Annotated in this window: 17 protein-coding genes and 8 tRNA genes; 16 read left to right on the top strand and 9 right to left on the bottom strand. The window is 64.6% G+C overall.

Annotation, left to right across the window (positions count from 1 at the left end; translation table 11 throughout):
* Positions 1-24: 24 nt before the first annotated feature.
* The 3 genes from GW587_RS15640 to metG all read right to left on the bottom strand — a co-directional run bounded on the left by GW587_RS15640 (position 25) and on the right by metG (position 3,108).
* Positions 25-366 (bottom strand): hypothetical protein, encoded by a 342-nt coding sequence (locus tag GW587_RS15640; protein WP_166104718.1) that lies wholly within the window; start codon positions 364-366, stop codon positions 25-27.
* Positions 367-447: 81 nt separating this feature from the next.
* Entirely contained in the window at positions 448-927 is a 480-nt protein-coding gene (locus GW587_RS15645; RefSeq protein ID WP_166104720.1) for a GNAT family N-acetyltransferase, read from the bottom strand.
* A gap of 9 nt (positions 928-936) precedes the next feature.
* On the bottom strand, positions 937-3,108 hold the full coding sequence (metG, locus tag GW587_RS15650; RefSeq protein WP_229259467.1) for a methionine--tRNA ligase: 2,172 nt from the start codon (positions 3,106-3,108) through the stop codon (positions 937-939).
* Positions 3,109-3,207: 99 nt separating this feature from the next.
* Between metG and apbC the strand changes: the two genes are divergently transcribed.
* From apbC to GW587_RS15665, 3 genes are all read left to right on the top strand, one after another.
* Positions 3,208-4,296 (top strand): iron-sulfur cluster carrier protein ApbC, encoded by a 1,089-nt coding sequence (apbC, locus tag GW587_RS15655; RefSeq protein WP_229259468.1) that lies wholly within the window; start codon positions 3,208-3,210, stop codon positions 4,294-4,296.
* A gap of 12 nt (positions 4,297-4,308) precedes the next feature.
* Complete coding sequence (locus GW587_RS15660; RefSeq protein ID WP_166104729.1) at positions 4,309-4,932, top strand: TetR/AcrR family transcriptional regulator; 624 nt, start codon at positions 4,309-4,311, stop codon at positions 4,930-4,932.
* A gap of 103 nt (positions 4,933-5,035) precedes the next feature.
* Positions 5,036-5,437, top strand: coding sequence for a VOC family protein (locus GW587_RS15665; protein ID WP_166104732.1), 402 nt, complete (start codon positions 5,036-5,038; stop codon positions 5,435-5,437).
* Positions 5,438-5,447: 10 nt separating this feature from the next.
* On the opposite strand, the gene GW587_RS15670 is transcribed toward GW587_RS15665, so the two are convergent.
* On the bottom strand, positions 5,448-5,738 hold the full coding sequence (locus GW587_RS15670; protein WP_166104735.1) for a winged helix-turn-helix domain-containing protein: 291 nt from the start codon (positions 5,736-5,738) through the stop codon (positions 5,448-5,450).
* 9 nt (positions 5,739-5,747) lie between these two features.
* Positions 5,748-6,293, bottom strand: a complete 546-nt coding sequence (locus GW587_RS15675; RefSeq protein WP_166104737.1) for a hypothetical protein — start codon at positions 6,291-6,293, stop codon at positions 5,748-5,750.
* 152 nt (positions 6,294-6,445) lie between these two features.
* Here GW587_RS15675 and gltX point away from each other — a divergent pair, with 152 nt between their 5' ends.
* The 10 genes from gltX (at position 6,446) to GW587_RS15725 (ending at position 10,577) form a co-directional block, all read left to right on the top strand.
* A complete protein-coding gene (gltX, locus tag GW587_RS15680; protein ID WP_166104740.1) occupies positions 6,446-7,855 on the top strand; it encodes a glutamate--tRNA ligase in 1,410 nt (469 codons plus the stop codon).
* Between the two features lie 84 nt (positions 7,856-7,939).
* Positions 7,940-8,015 (top strand) — tRNA-Ala (locus tag GW587_RS15685).
* Between the two features lie 32 nt (positions 8,016-8,047).
* Positions 8,048-8,123 (top strand) — tRNA-Glu (locus tag GW587_RS15690).
* A gap of 44 nt (positions 8,124-8,167) precedes the next feature.
* Positions 8,168-8,243: transfer RNA gene (locus tag GW587_RS15695), tRNA-Ala, on the top strand.
* A 33-nt stretch (positions 8,244-8,276) separates the two neighbouring features.
* A tRNA-Glu gene (locus GW587_RS15700) sits at positions 8,277-8,352 on the top strand.
* Positions 8,353-8,408: 56 nt separating this feature from the next.
* Positions 8,409-8,484: transfer RNA gene (locus GW587_RS15705), tRNA-Ala, on the top strand.
* Positions 8,485-8,506: 22 nt separating this feature from the next.
* Positions 8,507-8,582 (top strand) — tRNA-Glu (locus tag GW587_RS15710).
* A 186-nt stretch (positions 8,583-8,768) separates the two neighbouring features.
* On the top strand, positions 8,769-10,301 hold the full coding sequence (locus GW587_RS31755) for a methyl-accepting chemotaxis protein (protein WP_308495385.1): 1,533 nt from the start codon (positions 8,769-8,771) through the stop codon (positions 10,299-10,301).
* Between the two features lie 76 nt (positions 10,302-10,377).
* Positions 10,378-10,453, top strand: a tRNA-Glu gene (locus tag GW587_RS15720).
* 48 nt (positions 10,454-10,501) lie between these two features.
* A tRNA-Glu gene (locus GW587_RS15725) sits at positions 10,502-10,577 on the top strand.
* A 52-nt stretch (positions 10,578-10,629) separates the two neighbouring features.
* On the opposite strand, the gene GW587_RS15730 is transcribed toward GW587_RS15725, so the two are convergent.
* From GW587_RS15730 to GW587_RS15740, 3 genes are all read right to left on the bottom strand, one after another.
* Complete coding sequence (locus GW587_RS15730; protein ID WP_166104746.1) at positions 10,630-12,690, bottom strand: S8 family serine peptidase; 2,061 nt, start codon at positions 12,688-12,690, stop codon at positions 10,630-10,632.
* Between the two features lie 13 nt (positions 12,691-12,703).
* Positions 12,704-12,994: a hypothetical protein gene (locus tag GW587_RS15735; protein WP_166104749.1), complete on the bottom strand. Its 291-nt coding sequence runs from the start codon at positions 12,992-12,994 to the stop codon at positions 12,704-12,706.
* Between the two features lie 74 nt (positions 12,995-13,068).
* A complete protein-coding gene (locus GW587_RS15740; protein WP_166104750.1) occupies positions 13,069-13,848 on the bottom strand; it encodes a hypothetical protein in 780 nt (259 codons plus the stop codon).
* A 153-nt stretch (positions 13,849-14,001) separates the two neighbouring features.
* Between GW587_RS15740 and earP the strand changes: the two genes are divergently transcribed.
* The 3 genes from earP (at position 14,002) to GW587_RS15755 (ending at position 17,584) form a co-directional block, all read left to right on the top strand.
* Entirely contained in the window at positions 14,002-15,132 is a 1,131-nt protein-coding gene (gene earP / locus GW587_RS15745) for an elongation factor P maturation arginine rhamnosyltransferase EarP (protein ID WP_166104752.1), read from the top strand.
* 131 nt (positions 15,133-15,263) lie between these two features.
* Positions 15,264-15,839: an elongation factor P gene (locus tag GW587_RS15750; protein ID WP_166104755.1), complete on the top strand. Its 576-nt coding sequence runs from the start codon at positions 15,264-15,266 to the stop codon at positions 15,837-15,839.
* Between the two features lie 137 nt (positions 15,840-15,976).
* A complete protein-coding gene (locus GW587_RS15755; protein WP_166104758.1) occupies positions 15,977-17,584 on the top strand; it encodes an amidase in 1,608 nt (535 codons plus the stop codon).
* Here the strand turns inward: GW587_RS15755 and GW587_RS15760 are convergent.
* Positions 17,581-18,327: a hypothetical protein gene (locus GW587_RS15760; RefSeq protein WP_166104761.1), complete on the bottom strand. Its 747-nt coding sequence runs from the start codon at positions 18,325-18,327 to the stop codon at positions 17,581-17,583. The two genes, GW587_RS15755 and GW587_RS15760, sit on opposite strands and share 4 nt — an antisense overlap.
* Between the last annotated feature and the right edge of the window lie 44 nt (positions 18,328-18,371).

Consider the following 18,371-nt stretch of genomic DNA (forward strand, 5'->3'; position numbering starts at 1 on the left):
GCTGCGGCATCTACAAGTAGAGGCTTAGCGGGTGGGGGTGGTCGGGTTGCAGTCGGCGCTTGCCATCTGGCTGTCGGCTGCGGTCGCGGCGGTGGTGGAGTGACCGTCGGTGTGCGCCGTCGTGCAGTCAGCCTTTTTTGTCTTGGAAGACTTGGCGGACTTGTCTTTCATCGCCTTGTTCTTTTGCGGCATGTTCTGCATGTTGCTGTTGTTCTGCATGCCGGTGGCATTCTGTTCGCCGCTGTTGGCGGCGCTCTGGCCAGCCGTCGGCGTGCCGGTATTGCTCGTGCCCGAACTTTGCGTTTGAGCCATAACGCTTGCACTCAGGCACATAGCGGCGATCAGTGCGGTTAATTTGGTATTCATATTGGTCTCCTGATGGATGAAGTGAAAGAAGCTTCATTTTTCCATGAAGGAGTTGAACAGTTCGTAGGAGCACTTCCCGAGTCAGTGCCGGAGCGAGCGCCGCATGACCAGCGGCGGCGGTTCCATCGGGTTGGCGTCGGAGTACTCGAGTTCCTCGGCCAGTTCGAACTCGTAGGCGGTGTAGAAGTCGATCAGCTTGGGCTGGTCGGCGCGCACCGCGAGCCGGACTTCCTCGATGCCGCTCGACAGGCCGTGGTGGATCACCGCCTCCAGCAGATGCTGGGAGATGTTGCTGCCGCGATACTCGGGCAGCACGCCCATGCGGCGCACTTCCCACACGTCCTGCTCGGCGTCCAGCGGCAGCCAGCGCACCGAGCCGACCGGGCGGTCGTCGACCAATAAAACAAAACCGCCGCCATCGCGCAGGTGTTCTGCGACGAGGACGGCGGTTTCGCGATGGCCGCTGGAGGTGACGCTGACCTTGCCGGCCCACGCGGCGCGCGTGAGCTCGGCAATCAACTTGGCATCGTCATTCGTTGCTTCTCGGACCACGATGTTCATGCAGGGACCTTAGCGGATACGCATGCCCGGCTCAGCGCCAGGCCACGGGTTGAGGATGTAAATGCCTGGATTGGCCTTCTCGTCCTTGGCCGAACCGGCCAGCACCATGCCTTCGGACACGCCGAACTTCATCTTGCGCGGCGCCAGGTTGGCGACCATCACGGTCAGCTTGCCGACCAGTTCTTCCGGCTGATACATCGACTTGATGCCGGAGAAGACATTGCGCAGGCGGCCTTCGCCGACGTCCAGCGTCAGGCGCAGCAGCTTGTCGGAGCCGTCGACGTGCTCGCAGTTGACGATCCTGGCCACGCGCAGGTCGATCTTGACGAAGTCGTCGATGCTGATCTGCGGCGCCAATTCCTCCACGCCTTCCGGCATCGGCAGGGCCGGCGCGGCGGCGACCGGCGCGGCTTGCCTGGCCGGTTTGGCTGCCGGCGCCGGTGCGGCGGCCGCTGCAGCTTGCTGCGACGGCGCGTCGAACAAGTCCTCGATCATCTTGGCGTCGACGCGGGTCATCAGGTGGGTGTAGGCGCCGATGGTGCGGCCCAGCATCGCGGTCGAGACCACGCCGCTGGCGACATCGGTATCGGCCCACACCAGCTGCTCGTCGTTGAGGAACTTGGCGACGTTGGCGGCCACGCCCGGCAGCACCGGCGACAGCAGGATGGTCAGCTGGCGGAACAGGATCAGCGCGGCGGTGCAGACGTCATGCAGTTCGGCCACTTTGGCCTCGTCCTTGGCCAGGATCCAAGGCTTGTTCTCGTCGACGTACTGGTTGGTGATGTCGGCGATTTCCATGATTTCGCGCAGCGCCTTGCCGAACTCGCGCGCCTCGAAGTTGGCGCCGATGCTGGCCTGGCGTTCGACGCCCTCGGCCGTCACCAGCGCGCGCTTGATCCAGCCCTGCGCGTTTTCGGACAGCGACGACGCCAGCTTGCCGTCGAATTTCTTGGCGATGAAGCCGGCGCAGCGCGAGGCGATGTTGACGTACTTGCCGATCAGGTCGGAATTGACGCGGGCGACGAAGTCCTCACCGGTGAAGTCCAGATCCTCGACCTTGGAGTTGAGCTTGAAGGCAATGTAGTAGCGCAGCCATTCCGGGTTCATGCCCAGGTTCAGGTAGCGCAGCGGCGAGATGCCGGTGCCGCGCGACTTGGACATCTTCTCGTTGTTGACGGTCAGGTGGCCGTGCACGTTGACCTTCAGCTTGTCGATCACCGGGTGACCTGCGAACTTCAGCATCGCCGGCCAGAACAGCAGGTGGAACGACACGATGTCCTTGCCGATGAAGTGGATCTGCTCGGCGGCCGGGTCGTTGAGGAAGGCGTTGAAGTCCAGGCCCTTCTTCTCGAAGTAGTTCTTCAGGCTGGCCAGGTAGCCGACCGGCGCGTCCAGCCAGACGTAGAAGAACTTGCCCGGCGCGTCAGGAATCGGGATGCCGAAGTACGGCGCGTCGCGTGAGATATCCCAGTCTGCCAGCTTCTCGCCGGCTTCGCCCAGCCATTCGCTGACCTTGTTGACCATCTCCGGCTGCAAGCGGCCCGGCGTGTTCAGCCAGTCCTTCAAGAACTGGTAGCAGCGCGGGTCGGACAGCTTGAAGAAGTACTGCTCCGAATCCTTGAGGATGGGCGTGGCGTTGGTGAACACCGAGAACGGGTTGATCAGCTCGGTCGGCTGGTAGGCCGCGCCGCAGACTTCGCAGTTGTCGCCGTACTGGTCCTTGGCGTGGCACACCGGGCACTCGCCCTTGATGTTGCGGTCGGCCAGGAACATGCCTTTGACCGGGTCGTAGAAGCGGGGCACGATCTTGGTCTGGATCAGGCCGGCGTCGCGCAGCTTGCGGTAGATGCCCTGCGACAGCTCGACGTTTTCCGGCGAGTCGGTCGAATACCAGTTGTCGAAGGCGATATGGAAGCCGTCCAGGTACTGGGCGCGGCCGGCGGCGATCTTGGCGACGAACTCCTGCGGCGTGATGCCTTCCTTTTCGGCTGCGATCATGATCGGCGTGCCGTGGGTGTCGTCGGCGCCGACAAAGTGCACTTCGCGCGCAGCACCGCCGTCGCGCTGCATTCGCTGGAACCGGACCCAGATGTCGGCCTGGATGTACTCCATCATGTGGCCAATATGGAAAGCGGCGTTTGCGTAGGGCAGGGCAGTGGTGACGAACAGCTTGCGAGTCATGGTTAATGCACTTTGTGGATGGAAAAGGAGCATTTTAACAGTGGAAGCGGCAAGCGCGCACTATGCGCTAGAATGGGCGCACATTTTACGGAGAGTTCCATGAGCATCACAGTCGAAGACGTCAAAGCCGCATTGTCCAAAATCGTTGATCCAAATACAACGAAAGATTACGTCAGCGGCAAAGCCGTGAAGAATTTGAAGGTCGATGGCGGCGATATCTCGCTCGACATCGAGCTGGGTTATCCGGCCAAGAGCCAGTTCGACAAGGTGCGTTCCAGCATCATCGCCGGTCTGAAGGCGCTGCCCGGCGCCGGCAACATCAGCGTCGGCGTGACCAGCAAGATCATTCCGCACACCGTGCAGCGCGGCCTGAAGCTGATGCCGAACGTGAAGAACATCATCGCCGTGGCCTCCGGCAAGGGCGGCGTCGGCAAATCGACCACCGCCGTCAACCTGGCGCTGGCGCTGTCGGCCGAGGGCGCCTCGGTCGGCCTGCTGGACGCCGACATCTACGGTCCGTCGCAGCCGATGATGCTGGGCGTGAGCGGTCGTCCGGAGACCAAGGACGGCAAGAGCATGGAGCCGATGGAAAACCACGGCGTGCAGGTGTCGTCGATCGGCTTCCTGATCGATCCGGACGAGCCGATGGTGTGGCGCGGCCCGATGGTCACGCAGGCGCTGCAACAGCTGCTGGAGCAGACCAACTGGCGCGACCTGGACTATCTGATCGTCGACATGCCGCCGGGCACCGGCGACATCCAGCTGACGCTGTCGCAAAAAGTGCCGGTGACCGGCGCCGTGATCGTCACCACGCCGCAGGACATCGCGCTGCTGGACGCGCGCAAGGGCTTGAAGATGTTCGAGAAGGTCGGCATCCCGATCCTGGGCATCGTGGAAAACATGAGCACGCATATCTGCTCGAACTGCGGGCACGCCGAGGAAATCTTCGGCGCCGGCGGCGGCGCCAAGATGTGCAAGGACTTCAACGTCGAATTCCTCGGCGCGCTGCCGTTGACGATGGCGATCCGGGAACAGGCCGATTCCGGCAAGCCGACCGTGGTCGCCGATCCGGACGGTCCGGTGGCGGCGATCTATAAAGAGATCGCGCGCAAGATCGCGGTGCAGGTGTCCGAGAAGGCCAAGGACATGACCAGCAAGTTCCCTAGCATCGTCATCAAGAACGACTGACGCCAGGGCGCGATGGGCGATTCTCCGACCCTGCGTGCGCGCAAGGCGCCGCGCCAGCAACGTTCGGTCCACACCGTGGACGCGTTGCTGGAGGCGGCGGCCCAGGTGCTGGAGGCCGACGGCCTGGAAGGCTACAACACCAACGCCGTGGCGCGGCGTGCCGGCGCCAGCATCGGCACCCTGTATCAATATTTTCCCGGCAAGGACGCGCTGACGCTGGCGCTATTGCTGCGCGAGGATAAGCTGTTCCACGAGGCGGCCAGCGCGACGCTGGACTTGCCCGGCTATCGCGAGTCCTTGACCGCGTTCATCGGCGTGGCCGTCGGCCAGCAGCTGAACCGTCCCAATCTGGCCCGCTTGCTCGACGAGCAGGAAGGGCGTCCCGAGATCCGCGCCGCGCTCAGCGGCAAATTCCGTTTCCATGAATTGCTTGAGGCCATCCTGCACAAGCCGGACGCGCCGGCGCATCTGCGCGATGCCGTCCGGCGCAAGCTGGCGGGCGACGATCTGCTGGCGCTGATGCGCGCCATGACCGACGCCGCCGGGGAGCGCGGCGAGCGCGACGCGGCCGATCTGGCGCACCGTATCGGCGCCGCCGTGTTCGGTTATTTGTCGGTGCCGCCGCGCGAAATGTGAGCAGCGCCTCTGGTTTTGGTCGTGCTTGCGAGGGGGCGGCAAAGCGAGTTGATGGCGGCTGGCGCGGGCCGTATTCTGTTGTCTTCACAACAGGAGAAACACCATGCAATTCAATCACCTCAGCTTCCCATCCACCGACGTCGCCGCCACCGTGGCGTTCTTTGTCGAGCAGCTTGGCTGCAGCGCCGAGCGCTTCGGCGGCAGCGCCATCCTCAAGCGCGCCGGCTTCGACATCGTGATCGAGGACGCCACCGACCGCCTTGAGCAGGTGGTGTGGCCGGACAACTTCCATCTCGGCTTCGAGCTGCCGTCGCTCGATGAGTTGCGCGCGCTGCATGCCCGCTTCAAGCAGCAGGGCGTGCCGATGAAGACCGAACTGATCGCCCACGCGCGCGGCTCGCGCTTCTTTTGCGAGGCGCCGGGCGGCCTGCTGTTCGAGATGAATACCCGCGCCGACGCCGAGGAACGCTACCGCGCCGGCTTCGCACAGCCGACCGCCGCGTGACGCGGCCGGCTCACATCCCCAGCAGCGCCCGCAACGCCGCCACATGGCCGGCGTAGGCGGCGCGGCCGGCGGGTGTCGGCCGGATGCGGGTCAGCGGCTTCTTGCCGACGATTTGCTTGCTGCTCTCTATATAGCCGGCCTTCGACAGCGTCTCCAGATGCGCGCCGAGATTGCCGTCGCTGGCGCCGATCAGCGCCTTCAGGTGCATGAATTCGATCCATTCGTCTTTCTTCATCACCTGCAGGGCCGCCATGATGCGCAGCCGCGTGCTCTGGTGGATGATTTCGTCCAGTCCGCTCATGATCGATGCCTAGCGTGCGCCGCGCAGCCAGGTGCCGGCCAGCAGCAGTCCGCCGCCCAACGCGGCAGCCATGGCGACGTGGTACCAGCTGCCCAGATAGAGATAGGCCAGGACGCTGGTGGCGCAGGCGACGCCGCCCAACACGATCCAGCGCGTACCCGTCAACAGTCCGCGCAGCATGATGGCGCCCATGATCATGCAGGTCCACAGCACTTCGATGGCGCGCAGGTCGGGCCCGATCAGGTAGGAGGCGAGCGCGCCGAACCCGATCACGATCGCGGCGGCGGCCCACAAGCGGCGGTCGGTGCGGCGTCGCGGCGAGACGTCGAACCGGCGCAGCAAGGGCATCAGCAACGCGGTGACGATGTCGCAGCTGACCAGCACCATCGGCTCGTTGCCCGGGCAGAAAAAGCAGATCGCATGACCGACCACCAGGATCGCTCCCCACAGCTGCGCGTAGCGGCCGTACTGCGCCAGGTTGAAATACTGCGCGCTGCGGTGTTCGGTGCGCTCTATGCTGGCGAGCATGTCCTGCGCTTGTTCCTTGGTGATCATGTGGCATCCATAGAGTACTCTGTAGTGCAGAGTATACTAGGCCGGGGCCGGGGCGGCGTCAATCAAAATCGGGCACGGCTGGGGCGTCTTGTCCGCGCCGCACTGCCGACGCGGTAAAATGGCTGTTTTTACACACCAGCATTCCTAATTCAATGACTACTGCATCCGCCAAGCCCGTCCGCACCCGTTTCGCTCCCAGCCCGACCGGCTACCTCCACCTGGGCGGCGCCCGCACGGCGCTGTACTCGTGGGCCTTCGCCCGTCACTTCGGCGGCACCTTCGTGCTGCGCATCGAAGACACCGACCTCGAACGCTCGACCCCGGAAGCGGTGCAGGCCATCATCGAAGGCATGGAGTGGCTGGGCCTGAGCCACGACGAAGGCCCGTTCTACCAGATGCAGCGCATGGACCGTTACCGCGAGGTGGTGGCGCAGATGCTGGAGGCGGGCAGCGCCTACCATTGCTACTCGTCGCCGGAAGAAGTCGAAGCGATGCGCGAGCGCATGCGCGAGGCCGGCGAGAAGCCGCGCTACGACGGCACCTGGCGCCCTGAATCGGGCAAGACCTTGCCGGCGATCCCGGCCGACCGCAAGCCGGTGGTGCGCTTCAAGAATCCGCTCGACGGCGAAGTGACCTGGGACGACTTCGTCAAAGGCACGATCACCATCGGCAACAAGGAGCTGGACGATCTGGTCATCGCCCGTCCGGACGGCACGCCGACCTATAACTTCTGCGTCGCCGTCGACGACTGGGATATGCAGATCAGCCACGTGCTGCGCGGCGACGACCACGTCAACAACACGCCGCGCCAGATCAACATCCTGCGCGCGATCGGCGCGCCGCTGCCGCTGTACGGCCATCTGCCGATGATCCTCGGCGCCGACGGCCAGAAGATGTCGAAGCGCAAGGACGCGGTCAACGTCATGGAATATCCGGCGCAAGGCTATCTGCCGGAAGCGATCCTGAACTACCTGGCGCGCCTGGGCTGGAGCCATGGCGACGACGAAGTGTTCTCGATGGAGCAGGTGACCGGGTGGTTCGACGGCACTCACCTGTCGAACTCGGCGGCGCAATTCAACATCGAAAAACTGAACTGGCTGAACAACCACTATATCAAGCAGGCCGACAACGCCCGCCTGGCCGAGCTGGCCAAGCCGCGCATGCTGGAAGCCGGCGCGGTGTTCGAGGGCGCGCCCGATCTGCCGTCGGTGCTGGCGCTGATGAAGGAACGCAGCAACACCGTCAACGAACTGGCCGACGCCGCGATGCTGTTCTTCCGCGCGCCGCAGCCGGACGAGGCCTTGCTGGCGCAACACCTGACCGACGCGGTCAAGCCGGCGCTGGCGCAATTCGCCGACCGCTGCAAGACGGTGGAGTGGACCAAGGAAGCGCTGGCCGCGATGATCAAGGAAGTGCTGGCCGCCAACACGCTGAAGATGCCGCAGATCGCCATGCCGCTGCGCCTGATCGTCACCGGTCAATTGCAAACGCCGGCCATCGACGCGGTGTTGCAGATCTTCGGCCGCGAAGCGATCCTGGCGCGTCTGGCGAAGTTTTTATAAGCGTGAATTCCGCGCTATGCAAAGTTGCAAAAGGGTATTTGCATAGTGTGGAATCGCTGCTATAATCTTGTCTCTCGCGCAAACGGGGGTATAGCTCAGCTGGGAGAGCGCTTGCATGGCATGCAAGAGGTCATCGGTTCGATCCCGTTTACCTCCACCAGTTTGCAGAGGTTGTAGTGCCGTAGTTCCAGGGTCCCCATCGTCTAGAGGCCTAGGACATCACCCTTTCACGGTGAGTACGGGGGTTCGAATCCCCCTGGGGACGCCAGCTTCGCCAAAGCTGTCGAGTAGTAAAAATGTTTTTGCGCCCGGGGGGGTATAGCTCAGCTGGGAGAGCGCTTGCATGGCATGCAAGAGGTCAGCGGTTCGATCCCGCTTACCTCCACCACTGCGCAGAAACAAGTAGTGCCGTAGTTCCAAGGTCCCCATCGTCTAGAGGCCTAGGACATCACCCTTTCACGGTGAGTACGGGGGTTCGAATCCCCCTGGGGACGCCAGCTTGCCACGCTGATGAGTAGTAAAACGTAGTACGACAGAAGACTTTCTGCGCCCGGGGGGTATAGCTCAGCTGGGAGAGCGCTTGCATGGCATGCAAGAGGTCAGCGGTTCGATCCCGCTTACCTCCACCATTAGCGCAGGAAGCACCGATATGTCCCCATCGTCTAGAGGCCTAGGACATCACCCTTTCACGGTGAGTACGGGGGTTCGAATCCCCCTGGGGACGCCAGGACATCGCAGAAGCCGCCCTTGAGCGGCTTTTTTGTCGCCTTTTTTTCGCCCGCGCCGGATGCGCCGCCATTCGGATTTTCGATTTTCTCGATGATAGGGCGTCAAACTTTCCGTTTTGTCGCCGATCGTCGCGGCTTCATACTCGCGCCTTTCCGATTCCATTGGCGCCATCATGAAACTCCGCTTGAAACTTCCGCTTGCCTTCGTCTCCGCCGTGCTGATCGCGCTGGCGGCCGGCCTGGCCGGCATCTTCAGCCTTCACGGCTCGCTGCTCGATTCCGGCAGGGCGGTGCAGGACAGCTTCGCGCGCGAGCGCGCGGTCGGCTACGTCGCGGTGGCGTTCAAGGCGGAGGTGCTGCACTGGAAAAATGCGCTGCTGCGCGCCGCCGATCCGGCCGCGCGGGAAGCGCAGTGGCGCGAGCATCAGGGCGCCGCGAGCGAAGTCGATGCCAAGGTGCGCGCGTTGCTTCCCACATTGGACGGCGAGGCGCGCGGCAAGATGGAGCGCTTTCTGACCCTGCATGATCAACTGCGCAAGCATTACGCCGAGGCGCATGCGCTGATCGCGACCGCCGGCGTGACCGAAGCCGACGCCAGCGTGCGCGGCATCGACGCCGAACCGGCGCAGCTGCTGGTTGATTCCATCGGCCTGTTGATGGCGTCCAGCGCCGACATCACCAGTGCGGCGGTCGACGGCGGCAGCCGCACGGTGAAGATCATCACCGTATTGATGCTGACCGTGGCGGCCGGGGCGATCGCCGCCGGATTGACGTTAAGCCGTTCCATCATCCGTCCGCTGACCGAGGCGGTGGCGGTGGCGCAAGCGATTTCGCAGGGCGACCTGAGCGCCGAAATCCAGCCGCGCAGCCGTTGCGAACTGGGTGATCTGATGCGCGCGCTGGGCGACATGAACGCCAGCTTGAGCCGCATCGTCGGCGACGTGCGCGGCGGCACCGACACCATCGCCACCGCCTCGTCGCAGATCGAAGCCGGCAACGCCGACTTGTCGTCGCGCACCGAGCAGCAGGCCGGTGCGCTGGAGGAAACCGCGGCGTCGATGGAGCAGTTGACGGCCACCGTGCGGCAGAACGCCGACAATGCGCGCCAGGCCAGGCAGCTGGCGATCGGCGCATCGGATGTGGCGCAACGCGGCGGCGCCGTGGTGTCGCAGGTGGTGGAGACGATGGCGGCGATCCAGGAATCGGGCCGGCGCATCGGCGCCATCATCGGCGTGATCGACGGCATCGCCTTCCAGACCAACATCCTGGCGCTGAATGCGGCGGTGGAGGCGGCCCGCGCCGGCGACCAGGGGCGCGGCTTCGCGGTGGTGGCGACCGAAGTGCGCAGTCTGGCGCAGCGCAGCCACGACGCCGCCAAGCAGATCAAGCAATTGATCGAGGCGTCGAGCGCGCGCGTGGAGCAGGGCGGCTTGCTGGTGGTTCAGGCGGGCAGCACCATGGGCGAGGTGGTCGACAGCGTGCGGCGCGTCAGCGACATCGTCGGCGAGATCAGTCATGCCAGCCAGGAGCAGCGCGCCGGCATCGAGCAGGTGAATCAGGCGGTGGCCGAGATGGACCGCGTGACGCAGCAAAACGCCGCGCTGGTGGAGCAGGCCGCCGCCGCCGCGAGCGCGATGCGCGACGAGGCGTCCGTCCTGGCGCGCACGGTCGGCATCTTCCGCCTGGCGCCGGCAACGTTGTCCGGATACCAATCTTGAGGTGAAAATCCAGCAAAAACAAGGGTTTGCTATTGCCTTCGGCGAATTTCACTGCTATGATTCGCGCCTTGGAAAAGTCCCCATCGTCTAGAGGCCTAGGACATCACCCTTTCACGGTGAGTACGGGGGTTCGAATCCCCCTGGGGACGCCACGATTTTTCCGGTATCATTGAAACACAGGTCAGTACGGACAGATTTCTGTCCCCATCGTCTAGAGGCCTAGGACATCACCCTTTCACGGTGAGTACGGGGGTTCGAATCCCCCTGGGGACGCCAGTTGAAGCAGTATGCAAAAAGCCGCCTTGTGCGGCTTTTTGCATTTCCGGGCCTACCAGACCACACCGCCGAACGGCATCCCGCCCAAGGGGCGCTGCTGATACCACGGCGCATAGGCCGCGTACGCCGCGCGCGCCGCCGCCGTTGCCGGATCCATGGCGAACGGATCGTAGACGGTGCCGCCGGCCAGCGACTGCGGCGTCATTTGCGTTGCCATCAACGGCGTTATCATCGGCGCCATCATCGGCGCGATCAGGCCCGCCGCCTGCGGCGCCACCGCGCGTGGCGGCGGCTGCTGGCCGGGCTGCCCTTGCAGTCCCACCGCCATCAGCACATCCGGCAAACCAAAACCGGTGCGGCTCTGGTCGCCCAGGCTGACGCGGTGCGCGCTGGCGCGGATGATCTGGAACAGCCGCTCGACCCGCTCCGGCCCGCGCGTCTTGTACAGCCCCGTCTGGAAGTCCGGATGATGCGCGAAGCTCAGCGCGGCCAGGCCGGTGATGTGCGGCGTCGCCATCGAGGTGCCGTCCCACGCCGCGAAATTATTCGGCGGCACGCACGAGGTGATCGCCACGCCCGGCCCGCACACCGCGACCTGCGGCCCGAAGCAGCTGAACTTGGCGGTGAAGAAGCCGTAGGCGTCGACGTTGGCGTCAAGCGTCTGCGCGTGATAGCTGTCGGCCGGGAACTCGTCGAGCTTGCCGATCGCCGCCACCGCCAGCACGTTGGGCGACGATGCCGGATATTGCACCGGTCCGCCCGAATTGCCCGCCGCGACGATGCACGCGATGCCGGCCCGCTTGGCGCGGACGATCTGCTGCTCCAGCGCCTCCGACACCTCCGCCCCGCCCAGGCTCAGGTTGACCACGTCGATCTGCTTGTCGATGCAGTATTCCAGCGCGTCGATCAACTGACTGACCTGGCCGCCGGGGAACAGCTTGCAGGCGTGGACCTCCGCGTCCGGCGCGAAGCCGCGGATGCCGGAGGTGATGTCGGCCGCCGCGATCACGCCGGCGCAATGCGAGCCGTGGCCGAGCGTGTCCTGGTCCCAGCTGTCGGGATTGGTCTTCTTGTTGATCACGTCGAAGCCGAAGCGGATGTCGTGCAGGTTGTCGTGCGTGGTGGCGGCGCCGGAATCGATGATGGCGATCTTGATGCCCTGGCCGCGATACGCGCCGGGCAGTTGATCGAGCCGCATCGCCTTCTGGCCCCAGCCATAGGCGCGCTGGCGCGGGAAGCCCGCCAGCGACGGCCAGTCCGACAGCGCGCGCAGCGCCACCACGTTGACCTCGTCGCTACTGATGTCGGGATCGCGCTGGTAGAAGCTCCAGTAGTCCGCCTTGGGTTTGACGTACAGGCCTTGCACCGTCTGCGCGGTTTCACCGAACAGCGACAAGGTTACGCGGCCGTTGGCGTCGGTGGTGCCGCTGGCCGGCAACAGGCTGCCGAACAGCGACACCTCGGCGTCGGCCTGCGGCGCGCCGTCCTTGCCGAGCACGCTGATGACGGCGTTCAGCACCGGGCCGTTGCCGGCGGTCGGCGTGACGCCGGTGACCAGGCCGGGCTGGCGCAGCGACGGCTCCATCAGGCTCAGGTTCTGGTCGCGCTCGACCAGCAGCCGGCCCGCGCCTTGCTGATGCAGCGCGGCCGCTTTCTGCTCGGTCATGCGCGCCACCAGCACCCCCTGCGAGCCGCCCATGCCGTCGGCCAGCGCGCTGACCACGGACTTGGGACCGACCGTGTCGACCACCTCGATGTCGCTGCTGTTGCGCAGCGCCGATTCCAGCGTCGAGAATTGCAGCGGCTGGAAGCTCATCGCCTGCAGGCCTTCGGGCGGATGGCGCGGCGCGATCACGAATTGCTTCTTGCGCGAGCCGATGGCGCGGCCGGCGCCGGTGCCGTCGCCGCGCGATGCGGCATCGCCGCCAGCGCTATCGGCGCCGCCGGTGTGGTCGCCGAAACGCGCCTCGCCGGTCGTGCCGACGCTGCCGGCGCCGGAGCTGGAGCCGGTGCGGCGGCCGGTGCTTTCAGTAGGTGGCGCGGCCGACTCGCCGTCGCTGGAAAAGCTGGGGTCCGACGGCATCGACGCGCCGCCGTTGGGATTCTTGGGCATGGAGGGATTCCTTTCAAAAAGGATCGGCCGGGCCGCCGTCGAACATCGACAATGGGCGGTCCGGCTCGATGGATAAGTGGTGTGTCGGCGTGCTGGTGCTGCGGAAGTGCTGGTCCAGCACGCGCGCCTTGTCGAGGCTGATTTCAACGATGGCCGTGTGCGGCCGGTCGCGCGGGCCGATGGTGTCGACCACCGCGATCTCGGGATCGGTGGCGGCCAGCGCCAGGAAATCGTTCAGCGCGGCGCCGCCCCGGGAATGGACCAGAAACCGGCCGGTGCTGTTTGCATCGTGTTGGAAGGACATGTGGCTCTCCTTAAAGCAGCGCCCTCCGGCGGCCGCAGCCGTCGGAGGGCAAGGTCAAACCTGAGGTTGCGGCGTCAATGCAGGGTTTGCGCGCCATACAGCGCGTTGGCCTGGTTGGCCATCTGCGCTTGTTGCGCCAGTTGCGCAAGTTGCGCCAGCTGCGCTTGCTGCGCATAGGCCGCCGTCACCGGATCGGTGGCGAACGGCAGCATGCCGCCCAGCTGCCCGGCGATGCCGCCGATGGTGTTGCCCAGGCCGGCGTTGCCGAACGCACCGCCGATGGCGCCGCCCAGCGGCTGCGCCACGCTCTTGATGATGTTGCCGAGCCAGCCCTGCGGCGCCAGCTGCGCCAGCCCTTGCGCCTGCGCGTCCTGTTGGCCCTGGGCGTAAGCCAGAGCCATCGGATCGGCCGAGAACGGCAGCATGCCGCCCAGATGCCCGGCGATGCCGCCGATGGTGTTGCCCAGGCCGGCGTTACCGAACGCGCCGCCGATGGCGCCGCCCAGCGGCCGCGCCACGCTCTTGATGATATTGCCGAACCAACCCTGGGGAGCCAGGCCTTGTTGCTGCAGCTGCTGCAGCTGTTGCAACTGCGCTTCTTGTTGTGCTTGTTGCGCATAGGCCGCGGTGATGGGATCGGCCGCGAACGGCAGGAAGGAACCGCCGATGCCGCCGGCCGCCTGGCCGATCTGGCGGCCCAGGTTGGCGTTGCCGAACAGACCGCCGATGCCGCGTCCGATCAGGCCGCCGAGCGGCGCGCCGAGGAGGCCGCCCAGGAAGCCTTGCGGCGCGAGTTGCTGCGGCGCCATTTGCTGTGCCAATTGTTGTGCATAGTATTGTTGATACTCATTCATGACATCTCCTTGTTGTGGTTGAGGCCAGCGGGCCGTCGGCCTGCGCTGGTGGGATTTGGACCGGCTAGCGGCGTGGAAGTTTTGGTATTCTTGGTTCCTCGATCGCGTTAATCAGGTATCATCCAGCCTCGTGTTTTCCCCACCTCATACGCCATGACCTTCCGCCGCCTCGATCTGTTTTGCCGTGTTGTCGACAACTACGGCGATATCGGCATTTGTTGGCGCCTGGCGCGGCAATGGGCGCGCGAACACGGCCTGGCCGTGACGCTGTGGGTCGACGACCTGGCCAGCTTCCAGCGCATCTGCCCGGAGGTCGAGGTCGACACCGAGACGCAGCAGCTGGCCGGCGTCACCGTGCGCCACTGGCGCAGCCAGGACGGCGGGTTCACGCCCGCCGACGTGGCCGACATCGTGATCGAATTTTTCGCGGTCGATATTCCGCCCGGCTACATCGAGGCGATGGCGCAGTGCGAGCCGCGTCCGGTCTGGTTCAATTTGGAGGGCTTGACGGCGGAGGAGTGGGTCGAGGGTTGCCATCGCCTGACGTCGCCGCATCCGCGCCTCAAGCTGACCAAGCATTTCTTCTTTCCCGGCTTCACCGCCAGAACCGGCGGGCTGCTGCGCGAAGCGGATCTGGAGCCGCAGCGTCTGGCGTTTCAGTCGCAGGCATCGGAAGCGGCGGCCTTCCTGGCGCGCTTCGGCGTCACGCCGGCCGAGATGGCGGCGACCAAGGTGTCGCTGTTCTGCTATCCGCACGCGCCGGTGTCGGCGCTGTTCGAGGTCTGGCAGAACGCCGCCGCGCCCATCGTCTGCCTGGTGCCGGAAGGCGTCGCGGCGGAGGCGGTGCACGCCTTCACCGGCGGCCAGGCTTCGGCCACGCGCGGCGCGCTGACGGTGCGTGTGCTGCCCTTCGTAGCGCAGCCGGATTACGACAAGCTGCTGTGGGCCTGCGACCTGAACTTCGTGCGCGGCGAGGATTCCTTCGTGCGCGCGCAATGGGCCGGCAAGCCCTTCGTCTGGCACATCTATCCGCAGGACGAGAACCTGCACCACAAGAAATTGCGCGCCTTCCTGCAACGCTACGCGACCGACTTGCCCAACCTGACCGCCTTCTCGCTGTACTGGAACGGCGCCGCCGCGATGGACGACTGGACGGCCGGCTGGTCCGCCTTCGAGCGCGAGATGCCGCAAATGACGCTGCGCGCCGCCGAGTGGCAGCAACAAATGTTGGCCCACGGCGACCTGGCCGGCAACATGCTGGCCTTCGCCGCCACGCTGAGATAGGCGGGGCGGGAAAAACAGGGTACAATGCCGGGTTAATTTACAGCGCATTTTTACCCGATCAAACGTAAGCCGAAGGCTTTTGCCTGGCAACAGATGATTTTTACGCAACCTACTTTTTACGTACATTCTCTATGAAACCTGCAAAAGAAATTCGTGTTGGCAATATCATTATGGTTGAGGGCAAGCCATTCATCGTGCTGCGCTCCGACGTCAACGGTTCGAGCCGCACGGGCTTCACGTACAAATGGAAGATGAAGAATCTTCTGACCAACAGCCCGCTGGAAAACGTCTTCCGTGGCGACGACAAGTTCGACGTCGTGGTCCTGGACAAGAAGCCGGTCACCTACTCGTACTTCGCCGATCCTCTGTACGTCTTCATGGACGCTGAGTACGAACAGTACGAAATCGAAGAAGAAAACCTGGGCGACGCCCTGAACTACCTGAAAGACGGCATGGAATGCGAAGCTGTCTTCTACGACGGCAAAGCGATCTCGGTTGAACTGCCAACCACCATCGCACGCCAGATCGTGTACTCGGAGCCAGCCGTCAAGGGCAACACTTCGGGCAACGTCCTGAAAGACGCGAAGATCGAAAACGCCATTGAATCGAAACAGTTCACCGTTCAAGTGCCACTGTTCGTGAGCCAGGACGACGTCATCGAAATCGACACCCGCACCAACGAATACAAGAAAATCGTCCGCAACTAAGTCGATTTCCTCCTTAAAAAAGCACGCCCGCATCGCCGGCGTGCTTTTTTTTTTGCCCAAAATGGCAATTTTTGTGGTGTAGCTGTCAACACGCTGATATATTTATGCAACGCAACAAACCAACGACAAGGATGGGCATGGACCGCAGGGACTTCGTACGGATCGGTTTGGCGGCTGGGGCCGCCGTGAGCGGCAATCGCGTGCTGGCGGCGCCGGCGACGGCGGGGGCCAAACTTGGCCCGGGCGGCATCCTCGACGCCGGTGTGTTGGAGCAGCAGCAGATGATGGAGGCCGGCAAGCTGACCTCGCACGCGCTGACGTCGCAATACCTGGCCCGCATCAAGAGCATCGACAAGTCCGGTCCGCGTCTCAACGCCATCATCGAAATCAATCCCGAAGCGCTGAAGATCGCGCTGGAGATGGACCGCGAGCGCAATCTGAAGCGCGTGCGCGGTCCGCTGCACGGCATCCCGGTCCTATTGAAGGACAACATCGCCACCGCCGACCGCATGAGCACCACCGCCGGTTCGCTGGCGCTGTCCGGCGTGCGCGCCGCGCGCGACGCGCATGTGACGGCGCAGTTGCGCGCGGCCGGCGCCGTCATCATCGGCAAGACCAACCTGAGCGAGTGGGCCAATATGCGCTCCACCCATTCCGTCAGCGGCTGGAGCGGGCGTGGCGGTCTGACCTTGAATCCGTATGCGCTGGACCGCAACTGCAGCGGCTCCAGTTCCGGCTCGGGCGCGGCGATCGCCGCCGGCCTGGCTACGCTGGCGGTCGGCACCGAGACCGACGGCTCCATCGTTTCGCCGGCCTCGATCTGCGGCCTGGTCGGCATCAAGCCGACCCTGGGCTTGGTCAGCCGCAGCGGCATCATCCCGATCGCGCACTCGCAGGACACCGCCGGCCCGATGGCGCGCAGCGTCGCCGACGCCGCGCTGATGTTGTCGGCGATGGCGGGCGTCGATGCCAACGATCCGGTGACGAAGGAAAGCGCGGGCAAGGGCGGCGACTATCGCGCGGCGCTGGAGAAGGGCGGCCTGAAAGGCAAGCGTATCGGCGTGGCGCGCAATTTCTTCGGCCGCAACGACGATCTGGACGCGGTGATCGAAAAAGCGCTGCTGGCATTGAAGGCGCAGGGCGCGGTGCTGGTCGATACCGAAGTGCCCAACGTCGGCAAGTACGACGACAGCGAGACCGAAGTGCTGCTGTACGAATTCAAGGCCGATCTGGCGGCCTATCTGAAGGAATATGCGCCCAACGCGCCGGTCTCCAACATGGCCGACGTGATCGCGTTCAACGAGAAGAACAAGCAGCGGGAATTGCCGTACTTCGGGCAGGAGTACCTGGTGCGCTCGCAGGAAAAGGGCGGTCTCGATACGCCGGCCTACCGCGAGGCGCTGGCCAACAACCACCGCTATTCGCGCGCCGAGGGTATCGATCAGGTGATGAAGGAGCACCGGCTCGATGCGCTGGTGGCGCCGACCGGCGGCCCGGCGTGGCTGACCGACTTTATCAACGGCGACCATTACACCGGCAGCTTCTCGTCACCGGCGGCGGTGGCGGGTTATCCGCACATCACGGTGCCGGCTGGGTATGTGCACGGCTTGCCGGTCGGGCTGTCGTTCGTCGGCGCGGCGTATAGCGAAGCGTCGTTGATCCGCATGGCTTACTCGTACGAGCAGGCCACGCTGCACCGCCGCGCGCCGCAGTTCCCGGCCAGCGTGTCGCTGGCGGCGCGCTAGCCTTTCAGCAGGTGGCGGAAGGTCGGCTCGATGTTCATCGCGTGCAGGTGGGCGATGATGTCTTCCAGCGTGGCGTCTTTCAGTAGCAGGCCTTCGGTTGGCGGGATCGCCGTCGCCGCGCGTGGGGCGGCCGCGGGCGCCGGCGCCGGCGCGGCCGCCTGCTTCTGCTGAAGCAGGTTGAGCGCCTTGGCGAATTCCGCGTCGCCGATGCTTTGCAAGCCTTCCAGGAACGCCGTCTGCGCGGCGATTGGCGGCTGCATTTCCAGGCCAAGTTCGTCGGCGAACGAAGCGCCCATGCCCGGATTGATGAACGCGCCCCACAATCCGGTCGCATGGTGCAGGCACGGCGGCAGCTCGACCGCCGTCCGGTTCAAATCAATTTGCTCGTCTTTAAAGTAAGCCATATGCAGCAAGGCCAGGAACGCGCGCGCCTGCTCGGTCGGTATCGGCGATGCGAGCGACAGCCACAGGCCGTAGCTGGTGCCGCCGGAGACGCTGACCGCCGGCGCCGGCAAGCCGAGCTCCGTTTGCAGCGCGTTGGCGACCTCGCACAAGCGCGTCCAATGCTGCTCGTTCGGCGTCTTGTGGAAGTCGATGACCAGCGCGCGCGTCATGCCGGCGGCGTTGGCCAGGTCGACGGACAGCGTGGTCTCGCCGCTCAAGTGCCAGCCCAGGCTCTCGTCGTCATAACGCTGGTCGTTAAGCAGATAGAGTCTTCTCAGTTCCGAAATTAATTTATGCATGTCCGCATTATCGCTCAACGCGATTTGATAATGATGGTTTATTA

It is taken from the genome of Duganella aceris, from assembly GCF_011090165.1.
GTDB classification, from domain to species: domain Bacteria; phylum Pseudomonadota; class Gammaproteobacteria; order Burkholderiales; family Burkholderiaceae_D; genus Rugamonas; species Rugamonas aceris.

Coding starts and splice junctions, on each gene's coding strand:
- GW587_RS15640 (WP_166104718.1), bottom strand. CDS start 366: ATGAATACCAAATTAACCGCACTGATCGCCGCTATGTGCCTGAGTGCA.
- GW587_RS15645 (WP_166104720.1), bottom strand. CDS start 927: ATGAACATCGTGGTCCGAGAAGCAACGAATGACGATGCCAAGTTGATT.
- metG (WP_229259467.1), bottom strand. CDS start 3,108: ATGACTCGCAAGCTGTTCGTCACCACTGCCCTGCCCTACGCAAACGCC.
- apbC (WP_229259468.1), top strand. CDS start 3,208: ATGAGCATCACAGTCGAAGACGTCAAAGCCGCATTGTCCAAAATCGTT.
- GW587_RS15660 (WP_166104729.1), top strand. CDS start 4,309: ATGGGCGATTCTCCGACCCTGCGTGCGCGCAAGGCGCCGCGCCAGCAA.
- GW587_RS15665 (WP_166104732.1), top strand. CDS start 5,036: ATGCAATTCAATCACCTCAGCTTCCCATCCACCGACGTCGCCGCCACC.
- GW587_RS15670 (WP_166104735.1), bottom strand. CDS start 5,738: ATGAGCGGACTGGACGAAATCATCCACCAGAGCACGCGGCTGCGCATC.
- GW587_RS15675 (WP_166104737.1), bottom strand. CDS start 6,293: ATGATCACCAAGGAACAAGCGCAGGACATGCTCGCCAGCATAGAGCGC.
- gltX (WP_166104740.1), top strand. CDS start 6,446: ATGACTACTGCATCCGCCAAGCCCGTCCGCACCCGTTTCGCTCCCAGC.
- GW587_RS15730 (WP_166104746.1), bottom strand. CDS start 12,690: ATGCCCAAGAATCCCAACGGCGGCGCGTCGATGCCGTCGGACCCCAGC.
- GW587_RS15735 (WP_166104749.1), bottom strand. CDS start 12,994: ATGTCCTTCCAACACGATGCAAACAGCACCGGCCGGTTTCTGGTCCAT.
- GW587_RS15740 (WP_166104750.1), bottom strand. CDS start 13,848: ATGAATGAGTATCAACAATACTATGCACAACAATTGGCACAGCAAATG.
- earP (WP_166104752.1), top strand. CDS start 14,002: ATGACCTTCCGCCGCCTCGATCTGTTTTGCCGTGTTGTCGACAACTAC.
- GW587_RS15750 (WP_166104755.1), top strand. CDS start 15,264: ATGAAACCTGCAAAAGAAATTCGTGTTGGCAATATCATTATGGTTGAG.
- GW587_RS15755 (WP_166104758.1), top strand. CDS start 15,977: ATGGACCGCAGGGACTTCGTACGGATCGGTTTGGCGGCTGGGGCCGCC.
- GW587_RS15760 (WP_166104761.1), bottom strand. CDS start 18,327: ATGCATAAATTAATTTCGGAACTGAGAAGACTCTATCTGCTTAACGAC.